At 52.9% G+C, this 22906-nt stretch carries 18 protein-coding genes and 3 pseudogenes; 6 read left to right on the top strand and 15 right to left on the bottom strand.

Translation table 11 applies throughout. The annotated features are described in order from the left end of the window. Positions 1-185 precede the first annotated feature (185 nt). Positions 186-2750 (top strand): DNA mismatch repair protein MutS, encoded by a 2565-nt coding sequence (mutS, locus tag ACQGXV_RS19535; RefSeq protein ID WP_440867519.1) that lies wholly within the window; start codon positions 186-188, stop codon positions 2748-2750. Positions 2751-2809: 59 nt separating this feature from the next. Here the strand turns inward: mutS and nlpE are convergent, their stop codons facing one another. Further along, positions 2810-3493 (bottom strand): envelope stress response activation lipoprotein NlpE, encoded by a 684-nt coding sequence (nlpE, locus tag ACQGXV_RS19540; protein WP_440862816.1) that lies wholly within the window; start codon positions 3491-3493, stop codon positions 2810-2812. Between the two features lie 352 nt (positions 3494-3845). Continuing rightward, a pseudogene (locus tag ACQGXV_RS19545) lies at positions 3846-4142 on the bottom strand (YaeQ family protein); the annotation flags it as partial. An 82-nt stretch (positions 4143-4224) separates the two neighbouring features. Here ACQGXV_RS19545 and ACQGXV_RS19550 point away from each other — a divergent pair. Continuing rightward, complete coding sequence (locus tag ACQGXV_RS19550; protein ID WP_440862817.1) at positions 4225-4491, top strand: hypothetical protein; 267 nt, start codon at positions 4225-4227, stop codon at positions 4489-4491. Next, a pseudogene (locus ACQGXV_RS19555) lies at positions 4475-5695 on the top strand (IS91 family transposase). Before ACQGXV_RS19550 ends, ACQGXV_RS19555 begins: the two are co-directional and overlap by 17 nt. 161 nt (positions 5696-5856) lie before the next feature. On the opposite strand, the pseudogene ACQGXV_RS19560 reads toward ACQGXV_RS19555, so the two are convergent. Beyond that, positions 5857-5991: pseudogene (locus ACQGXV_RS19560) on the bottom strand (YaeQ family protein); the annotation flags it as partial. 311 nt (positions 5992-6302) lie between these two features. Here ACQGXV_RS19560 and ACQGXV_RS19565 point away from each other — a divergent pair. The 3 genes from ACQGXV_RS19565 (at position 6303) to ACQGXV_RS19575 (ending at position 7812) form a co-directional block, all read left to right on the top strand. Next, the gene (locus ACQGXV_RS19565) at positions 6303-6503 is read left to right on the top strand and encodes a YaeP family protein (protein ID WP_440862818.1); all 201 of its coding nucleotides are present in this window, start codon (positions 6303-6305) and stop codon (positions 6501-6503) included. Further along, the gene (rof, locus tag ACQGXV_RS19570; RefSeq protein WP_440862819.1) at positions 6490-6750 is read left to right on the top strand and encodes a Rho-binding antiterminator; all 261 of its coding nucleotides are present in this window, start codon (positions 6490-6492) and stop codon (positions 6748-6750) included. The genes ACQGXV_RS19565 and rof overlap by 14 nt, the downstream gene beginning before the upstream one ends. A gap of 132 nt (positions 6751-6882) precedes the next feature. Then, positions 6883-7812 carry a hypothetical protein gene (locus ACQGXV_RS19575; protein WP_440862820.1) on the top strand — a complete coding sequence of 310 codons (930 nt, stop codon included), beginning with the start codon at positions 6883-6885 and terminating at the stop codon, positions 7810-7812. A gap of 80 nt (positions 7813-7892) precedes the next feature. Here the strand turns inward: ACQGXV_RS19575 and tilS are convergent, their stop codons facing one another. The 12 genes from tilS to rseP form a co-directional block, all read right to left on the bottom strand. Further along, positions 7893-9302: a tRNA lysidine(34) synthetase TilS gene (gene tilS / locus ACQGXV_RS19580; RefSeq protein WP_440862821.1), complete on the bottom strand. Its 1410-nt coding sequence runs from the start codon at positions 9300-9302 to the stop codon at positions 7893-7895. Then, a complete protein-coding gene (locus ACQGXV_RS19585; protein ID WP_440862822.1) occupies positions 9211-9600 on the bottom strand; it encodes a VOC family protein in 390 nt (129 codons plus the stop codon). The genes tilS and ACQGXV_RS19585 overlap by 92 nt, the downstream gene beginning before the upstream one ends. Positions 9601-9706: 106 nt before the next feature. Continuing rightward, on the bottom strand, positions 9707-10666 hold the full coding sequence (gene accA / locus ACQGXV_RS19590) for an acetyl-CoA carboxylase carboxyl transferase subunit alpha (RefSeq protein WP_440862823.1): 960 nt from the start codon (positions 10664-10666) through the stop codon (positions 9707-9709). 12 nt (positions 10667-10678) lie between these two features. Then, complete coding sequence (gene dnaE / locus ACQGXV_RS19595) at positions 10679-14161, bottom strand: DNA polymerase III subunit alpha (protein WP_440862824.1); 3483 nt, start codon at positions 14159-14161, stop codon at positions 10679-10681. 80 nt (positions 14162-14241) lie between these two features. Further along, on the bottom strand, positions 14242-14838 hold the full coding sequence (gene rnhB / locus ACQGXV_RS19600) for a ribonuclease HII (protein WP_440862825.1): 597 nt from the start codon (positions 14836-14838) through the stop codon (positions 14242-14244). Then, on the bottom strand, positions 14831-15994 hold the full coding sequence (gene lpxB, locus ACQGXV_RS19605) for a lipid-A-disaccharide synthase (RefSeq protein ID WP_440862827.1): 1164 nt from the start codon (positions 15992-15994) through the stop codon (positions 14831-14833). Before lpxB ends, rnhB begins: the two co-directional genes overlap by 8 nt. Positions 15995-15997: 3 nt before the next feature. Beyond that, a complete protein-coding gene (gene lpxA, locus ACQGXV_RS19610; protein ID WP_440862829.1) occupies positions 15998-16786 on the bottom strand; it encodes an acyl-ACP--UDP-N-acetylglucosamine O-acyltransferase in 789 nt (262 codons plus the stop codon). A 4-nt stretch (positions 16787-16790) separates the two neighbouring features. Next, complete coding sequence (fabZ, locus tag ACQGXV_RS19615; RefSeq protein WP_440862830.1) at positions 16791-17246, bottom strand: 3-hydroxyacyl-ACP dehydratase FabZ; 456 nt, start codon at positions 17244-17246, stop codon at positions 16791-16793. A 190-nt stretch (positions 17247-17436) separates the two neighbouring features. Further along, positions 17437-18459, bottom strand: a complete 1023-nt coding sequence (lpxD, locus tag ACQGXV_RS19620) for a UDP-3-O-(3-hydroxymyristoyl)glucosamine N-acyltransferase (protein WP_440862831.1) — start codon at positions 18457-18459, stop codon at positions 17437-17439. Between the two features lie 3 nt (positions 18460-18462). Next, on the bottom strand, positions 18463-18960 hold the full coding sequence (gene skp / locus ACQGXV_RS19625) for a molecular chaperone Skp (RefSeq protein ID WP_222158387.1): 498 nt from the start codon (positions 18958-18960) through the stop codon (positions 18463-18465). Between the two features lie 122 nt (positions 18961-19082). Then, on the bottom strand, positions 19083-21512 hold the full coding sequence (gene bamA, locus ACQGXV_RS19630; protein ID WP_440862833.1) for an outer membrane protein assembly factor BamA: 2430 nt from the start codon (positions 21510-21512) through the stop codon (positions 19083-19085). A gap of 35 nt (positions 21513-21547) precedes the next feature. Next, the gene (gene rseP / locus ACQGXV_RS19635; protein ID WP_440862834.1) at positions 21548-22900 is read right to left on the bottom strand and encodes a sigma E protease regulator RseP; all 1353 of its coding nucleotides are present in this window, start codon (positions 22898-22900) and stop codon (positions 21548-21550) included. Positions 22901-22906: the final 6 nt, after the last annotated feature.

Raw genomic sequence — 22906 nt, forward strand, 5'->3', positions numbered from 1 at the left:
TACTGCTTTGATAACGTTCCAGCGAGCGGGCCTCAGTGGGTGAATCCCCGCGCGAGTAAGTGATAAGATATACCGTACCCTGGAGTAGACATGTTTCTGGCAGGGTCTTTTGGTTTAAGTAAATGCTTGCAGCATAAGTGGCTTGTCCATTAAATCCCCAATAGCTAAAAATGAGTAAGACAGAGATGAATGAACCTATCGACAAGGATTTCACAGACCATACGCCCATGATGCAGCAGTATTTCAGGCTTAAGGCGCAGCATCCTGACATCCTGCTGTTTTACCGCATGGGCGATTTTTATGAGATGTTTTACGATGATGCCAAACGTGCATCACAGCTATTGGATATTTCGCTTACCAAACGCGGTGCTTCGGCCGGAGAACCCATCCCCATGGCAGGCGTTCCACACCATGCGGTTGAAAACTACCTGGCAAAACTGGTGCAACAAGGCGAATCCGTCGCCATCTGCGAACAAATTGGCGATCCGGCGACCAGCAAAGGCCCCGTAGAGCGCAAAGTAGTACGTATCGTCACCCCAGGGACGATCAGCGATGAAGCGCTGTTACAGGAAAAACAGGACAATCTTTTAGCCGCCATTTGGCAGGACGGGCGCGGCTTTGGCTATGCCACGTTGGATATCAGCTCCGGGCGTTTTCGCGTTATGGAGTCGGCAGATGAAGAGACCATGGCGGCAGAGTTGCAACGCACCAATCCTGCGGAGTTGCTTTACCCGGAATCGTTTGGTGCCTCTCATTTGATCGAACATCGCCACGGGTTGCGCCGCCGTCCGCCCTGGGAATTCGAGTTGGAAACCGCGCGTCAGCAACTCAATATGCAGTTTGATACACGCGACCTGATAGGGTTCGGGGTAGAACAGGCCAAGCTGGCGCTGCGTGCCGCTGGTTGCCTGCTACAGTATGCCAAAGATACTCAACGAACCTCATTGCCACATATTCGCAGCATCACCATGGAACGCCAGCAGGATGGCATCATTATGGATGCCGCGACGCGTCGTAACCTGGAACTGACACAGAATCTGGCGGGTGGCGTCGACAATACGCTTGCTGCCATTCTGGATTGTACCGTCACGCCGATGGGCAGCCGTATGCTCAAGCGCTGGCTGCATATGCCTACGCGCGACAAACAAGCGCTGACACAACGCCAGAGCACCATCCGCGCGTTGCAGCCACTGGCGGAGGCGCTCCAGCCCCCATTGCGACAAATTGGCGATCTGGAGCGCATTTTGGCTCGCCTGGCGCTGCGTACTGCCCGACCGCGCGATCTGGCACGGATGCGCCATGCCTTTCACCAGTATCCGGCTATCCATGAGTTGCTGGCAGAAAGCACCGAAGACTATGTCCAACAGCTTTCTCAGCATGTTCATCAGTTTGACGAACTGTGCGCCCTGTTGGAACGTGCCGTGGTGGAAGCGCCACCTGTACTGGTGCGCGATGGCGGTGTGATCGCCAGCGGCTATAACGCCGAACTGGATGAATGGCGTGCGCTGGCTGACGGTGCCAGTGATTACCTCGATCGATTGGAGATTCGTGAGCGCGAAAAACTGGGGCTTGATAACCTCAAAGTCGGGTTTAACGGCGTGCACGGTTATTACATACAGGTGAGCCGCGGACAGAGCCACTTGGTGCCGATCCACTATGTCCGCCGCCAAACGCTGAAGAATGCCGAACGCTACATCATTCCTGAATTGAAAGAGTACGAAGACAAAGTGCTCACCTCCAAGGGCAAGGCGCTGGCACTGGAAAAGGCCCTGTATGACGACCTGTTTGACCAACTGTTGCCGCACCTTGAGGCATTACAACAAAGCGCCGCCGCGTTGGCAGAACTTGATGTCCTCGCCAACCTGGCAGAACGTGCTGATACGCTGAATTATGTATGCCCGACGCTGAGCGAGCAGCCGGGATTAAAAATTGAAGGGGGCCGCCATCCGGTGGTGGAACAGGTGTTGAGCGAGCCGTTTATTGCCAACCCGCTGTCACTCACGCCGCAGCGCCGTATGCTGATCGTGACCGGTCCGAACATGGGCGGTAAGAGTACCTATATGCGCCAGGCGGCGCTGATCGTGCTGATGGCCCATATTGGCAGCTTTGTACCTGCCGATAAGGCCACCATTGGGCCGGTTGATCGCATATTCACACGTATTGGTGCCGCAGACGATCTCGCCTCTGGGCGTTCCACATTTATGGTGGAGATGACGGAGATGGCCAACATTCTGCACAATGCTACTGCTAACAGTCTGATATTAATGGATGAAATTGGGCGTGGCACATCGACCTATGATGGTTTATCCCTGGCCTGGGCCTGTGCGGAAAATCTGGCACAGCGCATCAAGGCCATGACATTGTTTGCAACCCACTACTTTGAATTAACCCATTTGCCAGAAAAAATGGAAGGCGTAGCGAATGTGCATCTGGATGCACTGGAGCACGGTGACACCATCGCGTTTATGCACAGAGTTCAGGAAGGGGCCGCCAGCAAGAGCTACGGCCTCGCCGTTGCCGCACTGGCAGGCGTGCCTAAAGAGGTCATTAAACGCGCGCGGCAAAAACTTAAAGAGCTGGAATCACTTTCCAATCACGCCTCTGCCAGCCATGTAGATGGGGCGCAACTGGCGTTGTTAACCAGTGAAGAGCCCGCTCCGGCGGTCGAAGCGCTGGAAGCGCTAGATCCCGATACGTTAACGCCGTGTCAGGCGCTGGAATGGCTGTATAAGCTGAAAGCGATGGTATAACGTCATGACAAGCGGCCTTTCGCTGGAAGGCGGCTTTTTATCCCGATGCGGTGGAGGTGTTACTCGTTACAGTGGTTTTGCGCTTTCATCTGAAATGGCGCACTACTCGGGACCAGGCTTTTTACCTCCATCCCCTCTTCCATCGAAGGCACAACGGCAAAATGCGCGCTGAAGGTAAGCAGCACCGCGTCTTCCGATGATTTACGCACCTGTAAATAGCGTTTTTCCATCACGATATTGTTTACCACCGGGTAGGTGACCCCGGTAAAACAATCAGAAAACACCGCCGCATCGGCCATATAGCGGTACAAACCGCGCATCGCCATCGGGGTCGTTGGCAACGGCGCTTTGGTCGCCGTCAGACGATAGGTGTTGGACGATACGATCGGCGCACCGTCTCGATCGAGCATTTCCAGACCATTCTCCAGCGGTCTGAAATAACGTTTGTCGCCTTGCACATCGGTAAGCACGAGCTTATCGGCAGTGCGCGCCCATTTGCCATAGGAGGCAAACACACGGTTGCCAGGGCGATCGGTTTGATAATGATGTTGCAGTATGAACGTACCATTTTCAGCCAGGAATAATGACGTATCGATACCGGCACAATCTGCACAAGGCAATACGCCACGATAACTTTGCGCCATGGGCTGCAATGCTTCCTCACGCACCGGTTTGGGCGTGTGACACCCCATCAACCCTGCTGCCACAAAAACCAGTAGTAAGCCAAGCGCCATTTTTTTCACGCTATTCTCCTCCCCACCTTCTCCTGTCACCCCGGATCATGACGATGATTAGGCTGGTTGCCACTCGGCAAACGTAATTTCCAGATTATTCTTATCATCAGACAGCCACTGAGCGATCCTGCAGGGTTGCCTGTAACGTCATGGTGCGCTGTATCATTGTCGCGGCTTTGTTGAATGATTTAAGATACTGATTTATATAAGCATTATAAAATTTCAACGACTAATTTTTCCTCTCGGAATGCTTTTTATTGTGCTAACTATTTGATTTGTCGTTCTAACAAAATACATTCTCTGTAAATGCATTCTAACTAAAGAAGATGTAAATCAAACGGTTAAATTATTCAACAAAGCCCATTGTCGCTAATGCCTGCAATTGGCGATCGTCTAAAAAACGGACGGAAAGATTGCGATACGGCCGCAATTTTTGCTCCATTGATTGCCACCAGACATGGGCCGCTCGCTCACCATAGACACAGAGCACGACGCTTGGAGACTGGTTGCAAGCTTTTTTGAGCCGACGCTCATCTGGCAGCCCTAACTCAATCCACAGTTTCAGCGCCAGTGTGTCATCGCGCAACCAGATTTCTGGTTCGTCATCAGCACATAACCCCTTGGTGAAGCGTAAATTTTCATCCGCATGACAGATCCACGGAACGAAGCAGCCTGGCGGCTGCAAATCGAAGTGTGGCAGAATAGCGATATTCTGAAACCCGCCAGCCGAAGGTTATCCCGTGTCACATTCCCCTGAGCATCAGCGCGTTCATACAAAAATGGTTAAGCAGATTTTCAAAACGGTGGTCCGACAGGGCAACCTCCCTTACCAGCAATTCCGCCTTTTCGTTGACAACGATCCTGACTGCACAGAGTGGTTCTGGACCACCTTCTACAGTGAATTCCCTGATTCTCCGTACCACTACGTTGCCTTCTGCAATACCTGTCGCCGGTTTGACCTGTACGAAACCGAAGCGGAGATGCTCTCCGATGACCCGCACGGATGATACCGGCATACAGCCCCGCCCCATGAAGACGCTGTTTCAGCGCAACAGGGCATGGGCTGACATCATGGAGGCATACCCGCTCCGGCCTGTAGAGATTGAGGTTGTCACAAAGATGCTGGCCTGCGGCACCCCACTGACGGGCAGCCGGGAATTTCGCTGCAGCAACCCCGACTGCACTCACCACCGTTACATCCATCAGAGCTGCCACGGACGCGGATGTCCGACCTGCGGCAAAAAGGCCACCGACCTGTGGATTGCCACCATGATGGCCCGCCTGCCGGATACGCCGTGCCAGCACGGCACATTCACGATGCCGGATACCCTGTGGCCATTGTTTGAAGCCAACCGCTGACTGCTGAATGGCCTCTTTGCGCTGGCGGCGGACAACCTGCTGTACGCTGCGGAGCAGCGGGGCCTGACCACCGGTATTTTCGGCGCTCTTCACACGTATGGTCGCCAGCTTAACTGGAACTGCCATATTCACCTGTCGTGGACCACCGGCGGCATAAATGAGCACGGTGCCTGGAAAAAACTGTCGTTTGCCCTGCCGAAGGTCAGGGCGCGCTGGGTATGGAATGTACGCCAGTATCTGCTGTCTGCATGGGAGTCTCTTGTTCTGCCGCCGCAGCTGGCTCACATCCGGGATTATGATGAATGGAAGCGCTTTATCCTCAGCCAGGGGAAAAATGAGCAGGGAGAGATTTACTGGCACGTGTATTTTGCGAAGCCGACGAAACATCCCCGACAGACAGCAAAGTACCTGGGCCGGTACCTGAAAAAACTGCCTGTGTCGGGTGCGCGACTGGCACACTACGACGGGGGAAGCCGCATCACCCTGCGTTTTCTGGATCACCGGACGGGGAGGCATGAAGACCTGGCGCTCAGTCAGCGTGAGCTGATACTGCGGCTGATAAAGCATATACCGGAGAAGCATTTCCGGATGGTGCGTTACTTTGGTTTTCTGGCTAACCGCGTAGTGGGAAAACTGTTGCCTCTGGTGAGAAAAGCCCTGGGGCAGGATAATGTGAAAAAAGCAGCGCCAGTGACATACACAACGCTGAGTCAGGGATTACAGAATACAGACCCGTTTGCCTGCCTGCTGTGCGGGGCAAAAATGGCGTTCAGCCGGGCGCTGCCGGCAACGGCCCTGGAGAAGCGAATCGCGAACGCCGGGGAGATAGCGCGAATGCGTTACGTTGGATAATGCGGGGAAACTCTGCCTGGAATTCGGCGATGTAATCAAAAAACGCGCAATGTGTTCAAAAATCACCCAAACACAGAGGCATTCACGATAAAAAAGCCGGTTTTCATCGTTGCCAGCCCCCGAAATCAGGGGCCCCAAAAAGTTTGAAATTCCTAGGCGTCCAGCAGTCGCAGCATCATACGCTGTTCTGTTTCTGAGGGGTGCTGCGCCAAGGTCAAATTGGCATCGTAAAAAAAAGAGCGGTCCAAATCCGCAATGTTCACTGCTGCTTTATAAATCGTTGCTTTTAATGCCATTCGATACCTCTTCTCCGTCTGCAACCAGTGTACCTTGAGAACCGGTGAGACGCACAGCATACCGACAGCAATTCAGAAAACAGACCGGTCTCAGCACCAAGTCTACTGCGTAAAAAGGGTAAAATTGTGCGCTAACTGAAGCATTGCTTAACAGCGGAATGCTGATATCCTGCTGATGCCTATGCTATAGTCCTTTTAATAACGAATACTTATTTTCATGGGATTATCTCCCCTTATCAGCAAAAAACGAGGCCATCGCGGCGACAGCAGGCACAAAAGCCTACGGCGGTGTGCTTCCAAGGGAGGATATTGTGCAGCAACATTCTGAATTGGTTCGTCGTTTATACGCGCAGATCGCCAGCGGCAATCTGGGTTACATACCCGATGCATTAGGTTGTGTTTTGCAAACCCTGGATGGGATCGCAGCCAATGGCGACTTGCCGTCCACCGTCAGGGAACAGGCGGCCTTCGCCGCAGCTAACTTATTGGTGAGCGATTATGTCAATGAGTAACGAATATCAACCCATCAATTGTGATGATTACGATAGCCTGGAGGCTACGTGCCAGCAACATCTGACGCTGACGCTCGAGTTGCGTAACGGTGAAACCCTCACAGGCAAGGCCAAGGATATTGTCTCGCGCAAGCAAGTGGAATATCTGATGGTGGAAGAAAATGGCGCACAGCGAGAACTGCGTCTGGATCATATCGTGAGCTTTAGTAATCCAGGTATCGGCAAAGTGGTGGTGAGTGAATCCTGATGAGTCACACAGCCAAGACACGATAAAAACCCGAGTGACAATAAACACATCCTAGACGAAGCTTTACAAGCAAACATTAGTGACCGTTTCTTTGGGAGTTCGAGTATGTGTAACGTGGAAACAAACTATGTAGTGAGTCAGAATGACTACTCATGTGACAATGCCATTACGACAATCGGAAACAGGTCTACAGCCTCCCAGATAAATCCCAATCCAAAAAAGTGGGCTGAAATAGTGCAACACATCAGTAACACGCATAAAGAATTTACAAACTACAAATGGGATATTTTATTTTCACATCTACAAACGGTTGCCAATACCGACTGCTCCTCTTTTTTTGCACATGACAAAAAATTGTCTAATGATATTAAAATGCTACAGGAAAACCTAAAAACAATCACCGCAATTTTAGATAAAGCCGCCGTATTGCATGAAAAAGAAACCGCATTAAAAGAACTCCAACTTGAATTAGATATTGAATTAACCAAAGTAAAGGACATTGTTAATAAATTATATGTACCACATGGAGGAAACAAGTTAATCTACAATAAAAGATCAAAGGAAGGTAATGGTTCAATGTTATTTAACACAACACAGATCCTTTCTGTCGCGTCCATATTGCTATCTGTAGCGTTATTTACACTCCCTCTGGTCTTCCCGGCAATGCTCGTCACAGGTGCCACAGTGTTAACGGTTTTACGTGGAATTAGTGCTTTGGTTTCTTGTGTTAGTGGTTCTTTAGCGATTTACGAAGGACTAAAAAAAGGCGAATACAAATCAACAAAACTTCAAGAGCGAGAATTTACAGAGACGTTATCTGCATTACATAATTACTTGAATAAAATTAATTTACCTCATACAACCGATGAAACAGTAAATAACCCCGTTCTGCTGAGAGTCAATACCCTTCCTTTACGGGATAAAGAGGCTAAAGATAGATTATTCTCACCAGACATACAGCAATTATTAAAAATACCAGAAATACAGAAACTGCTAACAATAATACAACGACAGCATAATGGGCCCTATCCTGATATATTAGAAAACGCTTACGGCGCATAAAGTTGTTTAGATAACCATTTTCGCTGCCATATTACAGTCTTGGCGTTACTCGATTAGCGCTGATTATTCTGTTATCAGCGCTACACCATACTCCACGCCACCTGCCACGCCGCAGTATCATCATGAGCCTCTCCTTCCCGCATCACAAAAACGCCAACGGCTGCGATAGGGTATTCGTTGTAATACAGAATAGGGATTTGTTCACGCATCCAGGGAGGAATCGCATATTCCTGCCACAGTTTTTTCGCAGAGCGCCCGCCACTGCGCCCAACAATATGCAGTTTCCCTTTCAAGCCAAAACGCACGCTCACTTGCTCATCGGGATACGGGCGTCGGATACGCATACCCTCTTCGGCCAAGGACAGGTAACCTAAACGGTGCGGAAGCGTTAGTACACCCAGCTCGGGATGCCAGGGTAACACCAGGCCGACAGCGTTTACGTATTCGGCAATACAGTATAAACGCTGACGAAAGCGTCGAATCTGTACGGTGCCCAATTGTAACAGCGGTTCTGCATCCTGGCGGCTGAGTGTCACATCCTGCCACAGATGCAGCAATTGTTCGCGTGAAGGCATTGCCACCTCATGCACTCTTAACCAACGCCGTAACAGCGCAAAACGGTGTGGTTCGCTCAGGGGAAGCAAGGTATCAATCGCCAACGCGCCTTTTGTGTCACAGGCCGACTGAAGCGATGCCGCCAACAATTCATCCAACAGTTGTTCCTGCTCGGCGCACAGTCGCGCGCTGCGTGCCACTGCGTCTGAAAATGATGGCCAGCGCTGTTTTAGTTGCGGTAGTACCTGCAAACGGAGAAAGTTGCGATCGTAACGCGCGTCACCATTGCTCTCGTCTTCCAACCACGTGAGTCGATAATGGTGGGCATAATTTTCAAGTTGCGCTCGCGCTACACCCAGCAGTGGGCGCAGCAAGCGATTCACTCCCAACTGCCCCGTAGCCCCCATCGCTGAAAGCCCGGCAGGCCCGCTGCCGCGCTTAAGCGCCAACAGGAACGTTTCGCTCTGATCGTCGAGATGCTGTGCGGTAAGCAGCACCTCTTCAGGTAACAGATGTTGGCGCAATGCCTGGTAGCGAGCTTCGCGTGCTGCCGCTTCAACACCACGTTCACGCGTATCCACCGTGACAGGCAGCACCGTGCAGGGAATATCCCATTGCTGGCAGGTATGCATGCAGTGCTGCGCCCAACGCTCAGCGTGAGGACTTAGTCCATGGTGCACATAGGCGGCACGCACAACAATATCCGAGCGCTGCTGCATCAATTGATACAGCATATGCAGCAGCACGCTGGAATCCAGTCCACCGCTATAAGCTACCAGCACACGCTGACAGCCAGAGAGCTGTACCGCTACGTTTTCCAGTAGAGCAGCCACGTCGGTCCGCTCACTGCTCATAAAGCTCCAACGGTAATACATCCGGATCGCGGAAGAAGGTGAAACGACACAAGGTAAATTCATCCACCCGAACCGGTTCATAGGCGACGCCTGCGCGTTGCAGTGCATCGCACGCCTCGTCAATATCGGCTACCGCAAAAGCAAGATGGCGCAGGCCACAGGATTCAGGCTGAGTCGGCCGTGGCGGTGGAGAGGGAAACGAGAACAGTTCGATAACGTAACGCCCCTTTAACGCCAGATCGCCTTTCCATGAGTCGCGCTCTGCCCGATAGGTTTCCGCCAACAGCTCAAACACAAGGACATCGCAATAGAATGCCTTACTGCGTCGGTAGTCAGAGGCAATGATGGCAATATGGTGAATGGCCGTTAACGCCAGCATGCGTACTCCTTGTTATGGCAAGGTGATGATGGGAATAGCCGCATAATAGCAAAAAGTCCTCCTCCTTGCGGAAAGCGGACTTTTTTTCAGCGCGATAGCTCTGGGATCAGCAGTAACCGTAGTTCATCAGGCACTGGTAACGGCGATCCAGCAGCGCGTCTTTATCCAATTCATCCAGTTCACGCAAGTCTGAAAGCAGTTGGGCTTTCAGCGACGCGGCCATGGTTTCCACATCGCGGTGCGCGGAACCGAGCGGTTCAGGAATGATAGCATCAATCAGATTCAGCTCTTTAAGACGCGGGGCGATGATCCCCATCGCTTCCGCCGCCAGCGGCGCTTTATCGGCACTTTTCCACAGGATAGAGGCGCAGCCTTCCGGTGAAATAACAGAATAGGTGCTATATTGCAGCATGTTGACCTTGTCACCCACGCCAATCGCCAATGCACCACCGGATCCCCCCTCGCCGATCACCGTACAGATAATCGGTACACTCAGGCCGGACATCTCACGCAGGTTGCGCGCAATCGCTTCCGACTGGCCGCGCTCTTCAGCACCAACGCCTGGGTACGCGCCCGGCGTGTCGATAAAGGTGATAATCGGCAGGTTAAAACGCTCTGCCATCTCCATCAGACGCAGCGCTTTACGGTAACCTTCAGGCGCAGGCATACCGAAGTTGCGGCGAATTTTCTCTTTGGTTTCGCGCCCTTTCTGATGACCAATGATCATCACCGGACGCCCATCCAAACGCGCAATGCCGCCCACAATCGCTTTGTCATCGGCATAGGCTCGATCGCCCGCAAACTCATCAAAGTCGGTGAAAATATGGCTGACATAGTCCAGCGTGTAGGGACGCTGTGGATGACGTGCCAATTGCGCAATCTGCCAGGCACCCAGATCGGCAAAAATCTTGCGCGTCAGTTCAACGCTTTTTTCCCGCAGTCGCTGGATCTCTTCGTCCAGATTAATATCCAATTTTTCATCTTGACGGCTGACTGAGGTCAGCGAGTCAATTTTCGCTTCCAACTCTGCAATCGGCTGCTCAAAATCAAGAAAATTCAGACTCATAGTATTCCTATTTTAGTCAAATTCCAGTTCCACCTGGGTGTTCCCCAGCAGCGTGCGCAGGTCATTAAGCAGCACATCGGTTGGCGTCACACGCCATGCCGCGCCAAAACGTAACCGGGCGCAGGCATCCTCTCGCTGGTAATAAAGGTGTACCAGGATCGTCCCCGATCGGTGAGGTTCCAACGATTGGCGGAGACGGTTTAATAGCTGGTCATCAATTTGCCTGTCAGTCAGCGAGATAGCAAGCCCACGCGCATATTTTTCACGCGCTTCACTGATATCCATGACCTCTCGGGCCATCATTTTAAGGCCCCCGCTAAAGTCATCAAAGCTGACCTGTCCACTGACAATCAGAATTCGGTCTTTTTCAAGCAGATGCTGATACTTATCCAATGCTTCAGTAAACAGCATCACCTCCAAACGGCCGGAACGATCGTCCAGTGTACATACGCCAATGCGATTACCTCGCTTGGTGACCATTACGCGGGCAGCCAGCACCAGGCCGACCGCCGTTGTTACTTTGCCCCGATCCGTCGGGTGCATGTCCTTCAAACGCAAGCCAGCAGCATAGCGTTCTATTTCCTTGAGATACTGCGTGATTGGGTGACCCGTCAGATAAAGCCCTAACGTTTCCCGTTCACCGTCCAACACCACCTGCTCCGGCCAGGGAGCTACCGTGCTGTAGGACTGTTCTACCTGCTCCGGCGCTTCCGCCAGAACACCAAACATATCTACCTGACCGATAGCTTCGGCCTTGGCATGCTGATCGGCAGCCTTCAACGCATCGTTGAGTGAATTCATCAACGCCGCGCGATGCGGCCCCAGCCGATCAAACGCACCGGACATGATCAGCTTTTCCAGTACGCGGCGATTCAGTTTCTTGATATCAGTACGGGCACAGAGATCGAACAGTTCGCGGAAATAACCGCCCTGATTTCGCGCGTCGATGATCGCTTCTATCGGTCCTTCACCAACGCCCTTGATCGCACCGATACCATAAACAATTTCCCCGTCATTATTCACGTGAAAATGGTACAGCCCGCTATTGATATCCGGCGGCAGGATTTTTAGCCCCATACGCCAGCACTCGTCCACCAGTCCCACCACTTTCTCGGTGTTATCCATATCTGCCGTCATCACAGCAGCCATGAATTCAGCAGGATAATGCGCCTTGAGCCATAGCGTTTGATACGACACCAGAGCGTACGCGGCTGAGTGCGACTTGTTAAACCCATACCCGGCAAATTTTTCCACCAGGTCGAAGATCTTCATCGACAGTTCGCCGTCGACCCCCATCTTCTTCGCGCCGTCCTCAAACACGGAGCGCTGCTTAGCCATTTCTTCGGGGTTTTTCTTACCCATAGCGCGGCGCAGCATGTCCGCGCCGCCCAGCGTATAGCCGGAAAGCACCTGGGCTATCTGCATCACCTGTTCCTGGTACAGGATGATACCATAGGTCGGCTCCAGTACCGGCTTCAGCGATTCATGCTGCCACTGTATATCAGGATAGGAGATTTCTTCACGCCCGTGTTTACGGTCAATGAAGTTATCCACCATCCCCGACTGCAAAGGCCCCGGACGGAACAGCGCCACCAGAGCGATCATGTCTTCAAAGCAGTCCGGCTTCAAACGTTTGATCAGGTCTTTCATGCCGCGCGATTCAAGCTGGAACACCGCCGTGGTTTCCGAACGTTGCAGCATGTCGAAACTTTTTTTATCGTCGAGCGGGATGGCCGCGATATCAATCGGCTCCTGCCCCTGCCTGGCACGACGGGCGTTGATCATCTCCAGCGCCCAGTCGATAATGGTCAGCGTGCGCAGGCCCAGGAAGTCAAACTTCACCAGCCCGGCATATTCCACATCGTTCTTATCAAACTGGGTAACCGGATGATTCCCTTCCGAATCGCAATAGAGCGGTGCGAAATCGGTGATTTTGGTCGGCGATATTACCACCCCACCGGCGTGTTTACCCGCGTTGCGCGTCACCCCTTCCAGTTTGCGCGCCATATCGATAAGCGCTTTAACTTCTTCGTCGGCGTCGTAAATTTCCTGTAGCTGCGGTTCGGCAGCAAACGCTTTTTCCAGCGTCATGCCTGGATCGGGTGGCACCAGTTTGGAAATTCGGTCGACAAAACCGTAAGGGTGTCCGAGCACGCGCCCTACGTCGCGAATAACCGCTTTGGCCGCCATGGTACCGAAGGTGATGATCTGCGATACCGCATCACGCCCGTACATCTCAGCGACGTGATCGATAACCAGGTCACGCTTCTCCATACAGAAGTCGACGTCAAAGTCAGGCATCGATACGCGTTCCGGGTTAAGAAAACGTTCGAACAGCAGGTCAAATTCAAGCGGGTCGAGATCGGTGATTTTCAGTGAGTAGGCCACCAGCGAGCCGGCACCTGAGCCGCGCCCCGGCCCTACCGGGACGTCATTGTCTTTTGACCACTGGATAAACTCCATCACGATCAGGAAGTAGCCAGGGAATCCCATCTGGTTGATAACATTGAGTTCAATTTCCAGACGCTCGTCGTATTCCGGGCGACGCTGCTTACGCACCTCTTCGTCGGGAAACAAGAAAGCGAGACGCTCTTCCAGCCCTTCCCAAGCACGTTTAACCAGAAAATCCGCAGTGGACATATCCCCGGTCGGGAATTGGGGCAGGAAATATTCCCCCAGACGGATAGTGACGTTACAGCGTTTGGCGATCTCAACGCTGTTAACCAGCGATTCTGGAATATCGGCAAACAGCTCACACATCTCGTCTTCACTGCGCATATATTGCTGCGCGCTGTAATTACGGGGACGCTTTGCGTCATCGAGCGTATAGCCGTCGTGAATGGCGACGCGAATCTCATGGGCATCAAATTCATCGGCATTGATGAATCGAACATCGTTGGTCGCCACCACCGGCAAATGGTGTGTCATGGCTAATTCAATCGCCGCATGAAGATAGCTCTCTTCATCCGGGCGACCGGTGCGAATCAGTTCCAGGTAATAACGGCCCGGAAAGTGCTCTTGATAAAAGGCTAGACTTTGCTCGACCAACGCCTGGTTGCCGCGCAGGATAAATTTGCCCACGTCGCCATGTCGGGCTCCCGAAAGCAGCAGTAAGCCTTTACCGTATTCGATAAGCCAGTCGCGTTCGATGGTGGGGCCTTCAGCACCGTAGCCGCGCTGATAAGCATGGGAGATCAACAGGGTGAGGTTTTGATAGCCCTCGTTGTCCATGGCGAGCAGGGTGAGTTGCGCAAGTTCATCGCCCAGCGAATCGCTGCTCACCAGAACATCGGCGCCGATGATGGGTTTAAGGCCCGCACCGTGTGCGCCGCCGTAAAATTTCACCAGCCCGCACAGGTTGGTGAAATCCGTGATCGCCAGGGCTGGCATGCCCAGCGCGGCCGCCTTTTTTACCAGCGGCCCAACTTTTGCCAACCCATCGATCATGGAATAGTCACTGTGCACACGCAGATGGACAAAACGTGGTTCGGCCATATCCAGATCCTAGACGTTGTCGAAAACAGCCCCGCGACACCGGCGGGGCACCGATATTACCTGATGGCGTGATTGACGGGCTATGCCAACCCCAATACGCGTTTTACGGGGGCGAAACTGCGCCGGTGGTACTCGGTAGCGCCTAACAGCGCGAGTTTCTCAAGGTGATAAGCCGTCGGGTAACCTTTGTGCTGCGCAAAACCATATTCAGGAAAACGGGCATCCAGTTCGACCATTTCCCGGTCTCGCGTCACTTTGGCGAGAATCGATGCGGCACTGATCTCGGCAACTCGGCTATCGCCCTTCACCACCGCCAAAGCGGGTACGGGCAACAGCGGGCAGCGGTTGCCGTCTATCAGTACGTAATCGAGCGTCAAATGCAGCCCCGCCACGGCACGCTGCATCGCCAGCATCGTCGCGTGCAGGATATTCAGTTGGTCAATCTCTTCGGGCTCGGCGCGTCCTAAACTCCAAGACAACGCTTTATCCTTGATCTCATCATAAAGCGCCAAACGCCGTTTTTCACTCAGTTGCTTTGAGTCGGCCAATCCAACGATCGGACGCTGCGGATCGAGAATCACCGCGGCGGTAACAACCGCTCCCACCAACGGGCCACGCCCGACTTCATCTACACCGGCGATGCGCGTCGCCTCCGGATAGACAAAAACATCATACATGGTTCACTTCACCTCGGGCCAATTCCAGCACAGCCTGTGCTGCCTGCGCATCCGCATCACAACGAATCTGTTGGTGCAGCGCCAAAAAGGTCTCGTGCAGTTGCTTCACGTCTTCCCCACCCTCCAACCAGGGAAGCAGGGCCGCCGCCAGTTGGTCTGGCGTACACTCATCTTGCAGCAGCTCTTTTACCAGCTCGCGCCCTGCCAACAGATTGGGCAGCGATACCCAAGGGGTTTTTACCAGTCGCTTTGCCAACCAGAACGTAAAGGGCTTCATGCGATAACCCACGACCATCGGGCATTTCGCCAGCATGCACTCCAACGCCGCGGTGCCAGACGCCAACAGGGCCGCATCGCTAGCAATCATCGCTTCACGCGCTTGACCATCCAACAAATGCACGTCCAGCTCGGGAGCGGTTTCTTGCTTGATGCGTTCAAACTGTTCGCGCCGTTTGGCGTTCACCAACGGCACCAACACGGCTAAATCAGGATAGCGTTGGCGTAATAGCTGTGCGCTGCGTAAAAAATCGGCGCTCAGCATCTCTACTTCAGCCCCACGACTGCCCGGCAGCAGCGCCAGACAATGGCGATCTGGCGCGATACCTAACTGCGCGCGCGCCGCCAGTTTGTCCGGCTGTAGCGGCATGGCATCGGCCATGGTGTGGCCAATAAAGCGACAAGGCACATTGAATTTGTCATAAAACGCTTTTTCAAAGGGAAGAAACGCCAACACCAGATCGGTGGCACGCCCAATTTTGAAAACGCGTTTCTGGCGCCAGGCCCATACAGAAGGGCTGACGTAATGAATGGTGCGTATACAGCGGGCTTTGAGGCGGCCCTCGAACGTGATATTGAAATCGGGCGCATCAATGCCAACAAAAACGTCGGGCGCAAGTTCGGTAAAACGCTGCGTAAGGTCACGGCGGATCGACAGCAGGCGCGGCAAACGCCCGAGCACCTCGACAATCCCCATCACCGCAAGTTCTTCCATCTCATACCAGGTTTCACACCCGGCTTCCTGCATGCGTGGCCCGGCAACGCCGACAAAGCGAGCGTCCGGCATTTGGCTTTTCAGCGCTCGGATCAGGCCCGCACCAAGAATGTCGCCGGAGGTTTCTCCGGCGACGATACCAATCACAAGGGGACGCGTTGACATGAATTACCGGATAATGCCGCGGGTAGAACGGGCAAAGAAATCGATAAATGCTTGAACCGCTGGATGGTCTTTCGCCAGCACTTCGATTTCCGGTTTCACCTCTTCCAGCGTTCTCCCACTGCGATACAGCAGCTTGTAGGCGTTACTAATCGCCTGCTGGGTCTCTTTTTCGAACCCGCGGCGTTTCAGCCCTTCAATATTCAGGCCGAACGGCGTCGCATGGTTACCTTGTGCAATGACGTACGGTGGCACATCTTGCGCCACGCCGGAACAGCCGCCGACCATAACATGTGCACCGATGACACAGAACTGGTGCACGGCAGTCATGCCGCCGATGATTGCAAAATCATCGACTTCGACGTGTCCACCCAGAGTGGCATTGTTCGCTAGAATGCAGCGGTTACCAATAACGCAGTCATGGGCGATATGCGTGTTGATCATCAGCAGATTATCGCTGCCGACTTTAGTCAATCCACCACCTTGTTCTGTACCACGATGAATCGTGACACTTTCACGAATACGGTTACGATCGCCGATCTCTACGCGAGTCGGTTCACCCGCGTATTTGAGATCCTGATTTACCTCACCAATGGAGGAAAATTGGTAGATCTCATTATCACGGCCGATTTTAGTGATCCCATTTACCACAACATGGGATTTTAATACCGTGCCTTCGCCGATCTCAACGTGAGAACCGACGTAGCAGAACGGGCCAATGTGTACACGCGCACCAATAATGGTACCGTCTTCAACAATGGCGTTGGGATGAATAAAGGCGGTTTGATCAATCACGTTATCAGGCCTCCCGACGACGAGCACACATCATTGACGCTTCACAAGCCACTTCGCCATCCACTTTGGCGACGCCTTTGAAACGTGCAACACCACGGCGCTCTTTAGTGAATTCAACCTCAAGAATCATCTGATCCCCTGGCTGCACTGGACGTTTGAAACGCGCTTCGTCCACAGCCGCGAAGTAGTAAAGTTCGCCCGGTTCCAGTTTACCCACGCTTTTAAATGCCAGAATGCCCGTGGCCTGGGCCATGGCTTCCAGAATCAGCACGCCGGGGAAAATGGGCTTCCCGGGGAAGTGTCCCTGAAAGAAGGGTTCATTGAAAGAGACGTTTTTCACCGCACGCAGGAATTTCCCTTCTTCGAAATCGAGTACGCGATCCACCAGCAAAAAGGGGAAGCGGTGCGGTAATAGTTCTAAAATCTCTTCAATATGCAGAGTATGAGTGTTAGTAGTCAAAATACTCTTCCTGTCCGTAAAACTGATGCCATCAACAATACGGCCTGCGAGATCCCAAAAGGAGGATCATCTGGCAGGCCGCAAATAAGGATTTTTACGCCACCCTAAGCAGGCAATCCACAACAACCAACGCGTATAAACCAGTATCCATTAAACCGCCTGCCACTGCCTGACTAGGCGGGCGCGGGAATCAATCCTGGTTGACTTTGCGCTCAACTGCTTTTAGCCGTTTGCTCATATCATCAATACTCATCACCAGCGCTGCGGTTTTACGCCACGTTTTGTTTGGCTGTAACGGAATTCCCGATGAGTATACGCCGGGTTGGGTGATAGGTCTCATTACCATCCCCATGCCGGTAACCGTGACCTTATCGCAAATTTCCATATGGCCATTAATCACACTGGCTCCGCCTATCATGCAGTAACGGCCAATTTTCAGGCTGCCAGCCATGATAACGCCACCTGCGACTGCTGTATTGTCGCCAATCACGACGTTGTGTGCAATCTGACATTGGTTATCAATGATAACGCCGTCACCAATAAGGGTGTCGTCCAGTGCACCGCGGTCAATGGTGGTGTTAGCACCAATCTCAACGCGATCGCCGATGCGTACCGTTCCTAACTGCGGGATCTTGACCCAATTGCCACGATCGTTGGCATAGCCAAAACCATCAGAACCAACCACTGAACCAGATTGAATCAGACACTGCGCCCCTAACTCAACCCGATGATAGATCGTCACATTGGCCCACAGACGAGAACCCACGCCAATCTTGGTATGTTTCCCGACAAAACAACCGGCACCAATCACCACACCATCGCCTAACGTTACGCCTGACTCGATAACCGCATTCGCGCCAATGGCGACATTGCGCCCCAGCACGACATCATCGGCAATCACCGCACTGGGTGCGATATCCTGCGCAGGTTGCGGCGTGGTATCCATCAATTGCGCCATGCGCGCATACGTCAGATACGGGTTTTTCACCACCAACGCGGCTGCCTTGCAGTAAGGCAAGTCAGCTTCTGTCACCACCACGGCGGATGCCTGTGTTGTAGTCAGTTGCTCACGATAGCGGCTGTCTGAAAGAAAGGTGATTTGTCCAGAGCATGCCGAATGCATAGAAGCAACACCGGTGATGACGATATCGCCATCACCGTGTAATTGCGCATCCAACTGTGCTGCCAAGGCGTCCAGTCGAATTGAAACCATGAGTTATTTAACCTGTTTCAGCACATCAGCCGTGATGTCTTTCGCATTACCAACATAGGCAACGGCATTGGCATCAATCACGATATCGTAGCCATCTTTGCTGGCAACGCTTTTGATGGCATCCTGGATACGGCTCAGGATCTTGTTACGTTCTTCCATCTGACGACGGCGATTGTCTTGTTCAAACGCCTGTGCCTTGTTGGAGAACTGCTCACGCTGCGCCATCAGATCGTTTTCAGATTTGCTGCGATCGCTGGCTTTCATGGTAGAACCATCACGCTGCAATTTTTGCATTTTGGTCTGCAGATCGCCTTCCATTTTCTGCAACTCAGAAGCACGGCCTTTAAACTCGTTTTCCAACTGCTTGGCAACGGCTTCACGCTGTGGCAACTGCTGGAAAATGCTGGCAACGTTGACAACGGCAATTTTGTCGGCCGCTTGAACGCTGGCAGACGCTGCCAGAGCTAAACCGAGACCTGCGGCACACAACCACTTTTTCACGTTATTACTCCTCAAACTGATCTTTTTATCACACATTAACGTGCACAAAGCTCTGAGTCGGCGCACACGGCGCGTTACCAGAGCCCTATACTTCACTTAGAGACGACGTGTTTGTCGTTACACTACCACGTTTTACCAATGCTAAACTGGAACTGTTGCGACTTGTCTCCGTCAATTTTCTTGACCGGCTGGGCATAGGAGAACACCAATGGCCCAAGCGGTGACATCCACTGCACGACAAGACCGGTCGATACACGAATATTGCCCGGTTCGCTGTAGTCTGGCACACCCGCCGCCAAGGTTTTATCCGTATTCTTCCAGTTGGTATCCCATACCGTACCGGCATCCACAAACAGCGAGGTGCGCAGCGAGCTGGCATACTTATCGCTGGCGAACGGCGTCGGCAGAATCAGTTCCGCACTGGCCACCGCCATGGCGTTACCGCCCACCGCATCATCCGAGTTGTACACCGGACAACTCGAGTAGCTGCCTGGCAAAGGCGTGCCCGTACACCGGTAATAGGCCGCTTTAGGACCAATGGTATTCCACTGGAAGCCACGTACCGTGCTGGGCCCACCGGCATAGAAGTTGTCGTAGAACGGCACATCCTTGCTGCCAATACCGTCCGCATAACCAGCACGCGCACGACCCATCAACACCCAGTGGTGGTTTTCACTCAACGGTAAGTAGGTCGCTGAATCAAAGGTCAACTTATAGTATTCGTTGTCAGAACCCGGCACCGTCACCTTGGAGTTGAAGCTGGCACGGCTCCCTTCCGTTGGGAAGAAGCCACGGTCCAAACTATTGTAGACCCAGCCTGCGTTCAGTAAGAAATCATTCGCGCTAAAGTCGGCGCTGGAGTGGTTACCCGATTCTACAACTGGGGGGTTAACACCCACCGAATTCAGATAGCGCCACATCGCCACCTGCGGTGACATATCCGACACATCGTTGTGTACGTAGTCCAGGCCCAGATGCAATGAGTTGTTCTCGTTGATCGGGAAACCTAACGTCGTACCTACGCCATAACTACTGTTAGTATAGTCAGAAAGCTCAGCATCGTAGGCTTTGAAGTCGTTATAGAAAATACGACCGCCAAGGCTGACGCCGTCTACCGTAAAGTAGGGGTTGGTCATCGACATCTCGACATACGTCTGGTAGCTGTTTTTGGTCCCGCTGATGCCCACTGAGTTACCGGTACCCAGCCAGTTGTCTTGCTGCACCCCAGCCTGGAAGCTGACTCCACTTTCCGTACCGAAGCCGACGCCGAAGTTCAACGTACCGGTATTACGTTCTTTCACCTTGTAGGTGACGTCTACCTGATCGGGAGTGCCCGGCACGCGCTGGGTTTCAACATCAACGCTTTCAAAGTAGCCGAGACGGTTGAGACGCTCTTTGCCCTGCTCAACCAGATCGTTGCCCAACCACGCCCCTTCCATCTGGCGCATTTCGCGGCGCAGCACAGAATCTTTGGAGGTATCGTTACCCTCGAAGCGCACACGGCGCACCGAGAAGCGGTTGCCAGCATCCACGTTAAGGTTGAGCTTGACCGTTTTATCGCTATCGCTGATTTCAGGCTGTGTCACCACGCGCGGATAAGCGTAGCCATAACGGCCCAGCAGCTTTTTAATATCCTCTTCCATGCGCGTTACTTTGGCGCCGTTATACAGCTCGCCGGGGTTCACTTTCGTCAGCCCCTCAATCTCGGCAGAGTGCCCCGTCAGATTGCCGCGCACCGTCACCCCGGACAGCTTGTACTGATCGCCTTCCGTGATGTTGATGGTGATGTAGATGCCCTTCTTGTCGGGCGTCAGGCTCACCTGCGTGGAGTCAATCGTGAAACGCGCGTAGCCGCGATCGAGATAGAAACTGCGCAGCGTTTCCATATCGCCGGAGAGCTTCTGTTTCTGATATTTACGATCGCCCATGACGTTCCACCACGGCACGTCATCGCGCAGTTGGAATTGGGCAATCAATTCATCAGAGGTAAAGGCTTTGTTGCCAACGATGTTGATCTGCTGGATTTGCGCGGAAACCCCTTCGGTAAATACCAGCTTGAGGTCAACGCGGTTGCGCGGCAACGGCGTCACCACCGCTTTTACAGAGGCGCTGTATTTACCGACGCTGTAGTAGAAATCCTCCAGCCCCTTCTCGATAGAAGAGAGGGTGGTACGGTCTAACGCTTCGCCGACGCGCACACTGGATGCTTCCATGTTTTCTTTCAGCATATCATCCTTCACCGCTTTATTGCCGGAGAAGGTGATGCTGGCGATGGTGGGCCGTTCTTTCACCTGCACAATCAAGGTTTCACCGTCGCGCAATACCCGGACATCCTCGAAGTTTCCGGTCGCGAACAGAGCACGGATGGTATTCCCGATATCGTCATCACTGACGGTATCACCCACACGGACAGGCATGCTGAGCAGTGCCGCACCGACAGCAACACGCTGCAAGCCCTCGAAATGAATATCCTTCACTACGAATCCGTCTGCACCGTATACGGTGGCGCTGCTGAACAGCAGCGACGCTATGAGCAACTTTTTCATCGCCATCGTTGTTATGCGTTTTTCCTAACCTACTCCCCCGCCTACAGGCGAGAGAAATCATTAAAAAGTGCGAGCCCCATTAACAGCATCAACACCACCGTGCCGATACGATAACAAAAGTCCTGCACACGCTCAGAAACCGGCCTGCCTTTCAGTTTTTCAACCAGCAGAAAGAGCAGGTGTCCACCATCCAAAACCGGTAGCGGGAACAAATTGATAATGCCCAGATTTACACTGATCAATGCCAAAAACATCAGGTAGTAAATCAGCCCATAGTCGGCCGACATCCCGGCCCCCTGAGCAATGGAGATTGGCCCGCTCAGGTTGTTGAGCTTAACATCGCCTGTTATCAGTTTTCCCAGCATACTGACGGTTAACCGCATCAGTTGCCAGGTTTTATCCGCAGCTTGATAAATAGCACTGAACGGCCCGTATTGCCGCACCGTCCGGTACTTTTCGGGCAGCGGGATGACTTTTGGCACCACCCCAGCAAACCCTTCTAACCTGCCACCGGTCGTTTTGCTGTCCGGCGTCAAGATTAGAGAGCGAGTCTCACCGTTTCGTTCAATGTCCAGCGCAATATCTGCATCCGGCTTGTCACGCACCGTACTGGCAAACAGCGACCAGCGCGTCAGCGGTTGACCATCGACTTTAACGATCCTATCCCCGACTTGCAAACCGGCTTTTTGCGCTGCCGATCCATCCTGTACCTGCGTCAGCACCGCATCGATTTGTGGCATGCGTGGCACCATGCCCAATGAGGACGCGGGTTCCTGACTTTCAGTATTGAACTGCCAGTCACGCAAATCCAGCGTTTTACGCACCACAGACGAAGAACCGAGCGGAGCGACATCAAGCGTTACCTCGTTATCGCCAATCTTGCCGATTAGCGTCAAACGCGCCGTGTCCCAGTCAGGCGTTTCGATACCATCTACCGCTTTTAGTTCCATCCCCGGCGACATTTGCGCCATAGCAGCAATCGAGTTGGGCACTATTTCGCCAACCACGGGCCGTACACCCGGCACGCCAATAATAAACACCAGCCAGTAGGCGGCAATCGCAAACAAGAAATTGGCAATCGGACCCGCACTCACGATGGCAGCACGTTGCCACACGGTCTTACGGTTGAAAGAGAGATGATGGTGTTCCGGCGAGACGGTATCCACACGCTCATCGAGCATTTTGACATAGCCACCCAGTGGGATTAAGGCAATGACAAACTCAGTCCCCCGCCGATCGCGCCAACGCCATAACGCCTTGCCAAATCCGACAGAAAAACGCTCAACCTTAACCCCACAGCGACGAGCAACCCAGAAGTGGCCAAATTCATGCACCGTAATCAATACGCCCAGTGCAACAACAAATGCAGCCAAACTCCAAAGGACATTCATCATCAGTCA

This window comes from Symbiopectobacterium purcellii (assembly GCF_052050035.1).
In the GTDB taxonomy this organism is placed as follows: domain Bacteria; phylum Pseudomonadota; class Gammaproteobacteria; order Enterobacterales; family Enterobacteriaceae; genus Symbiopectobacterium; species Symbiopectobacterium purcellii_A.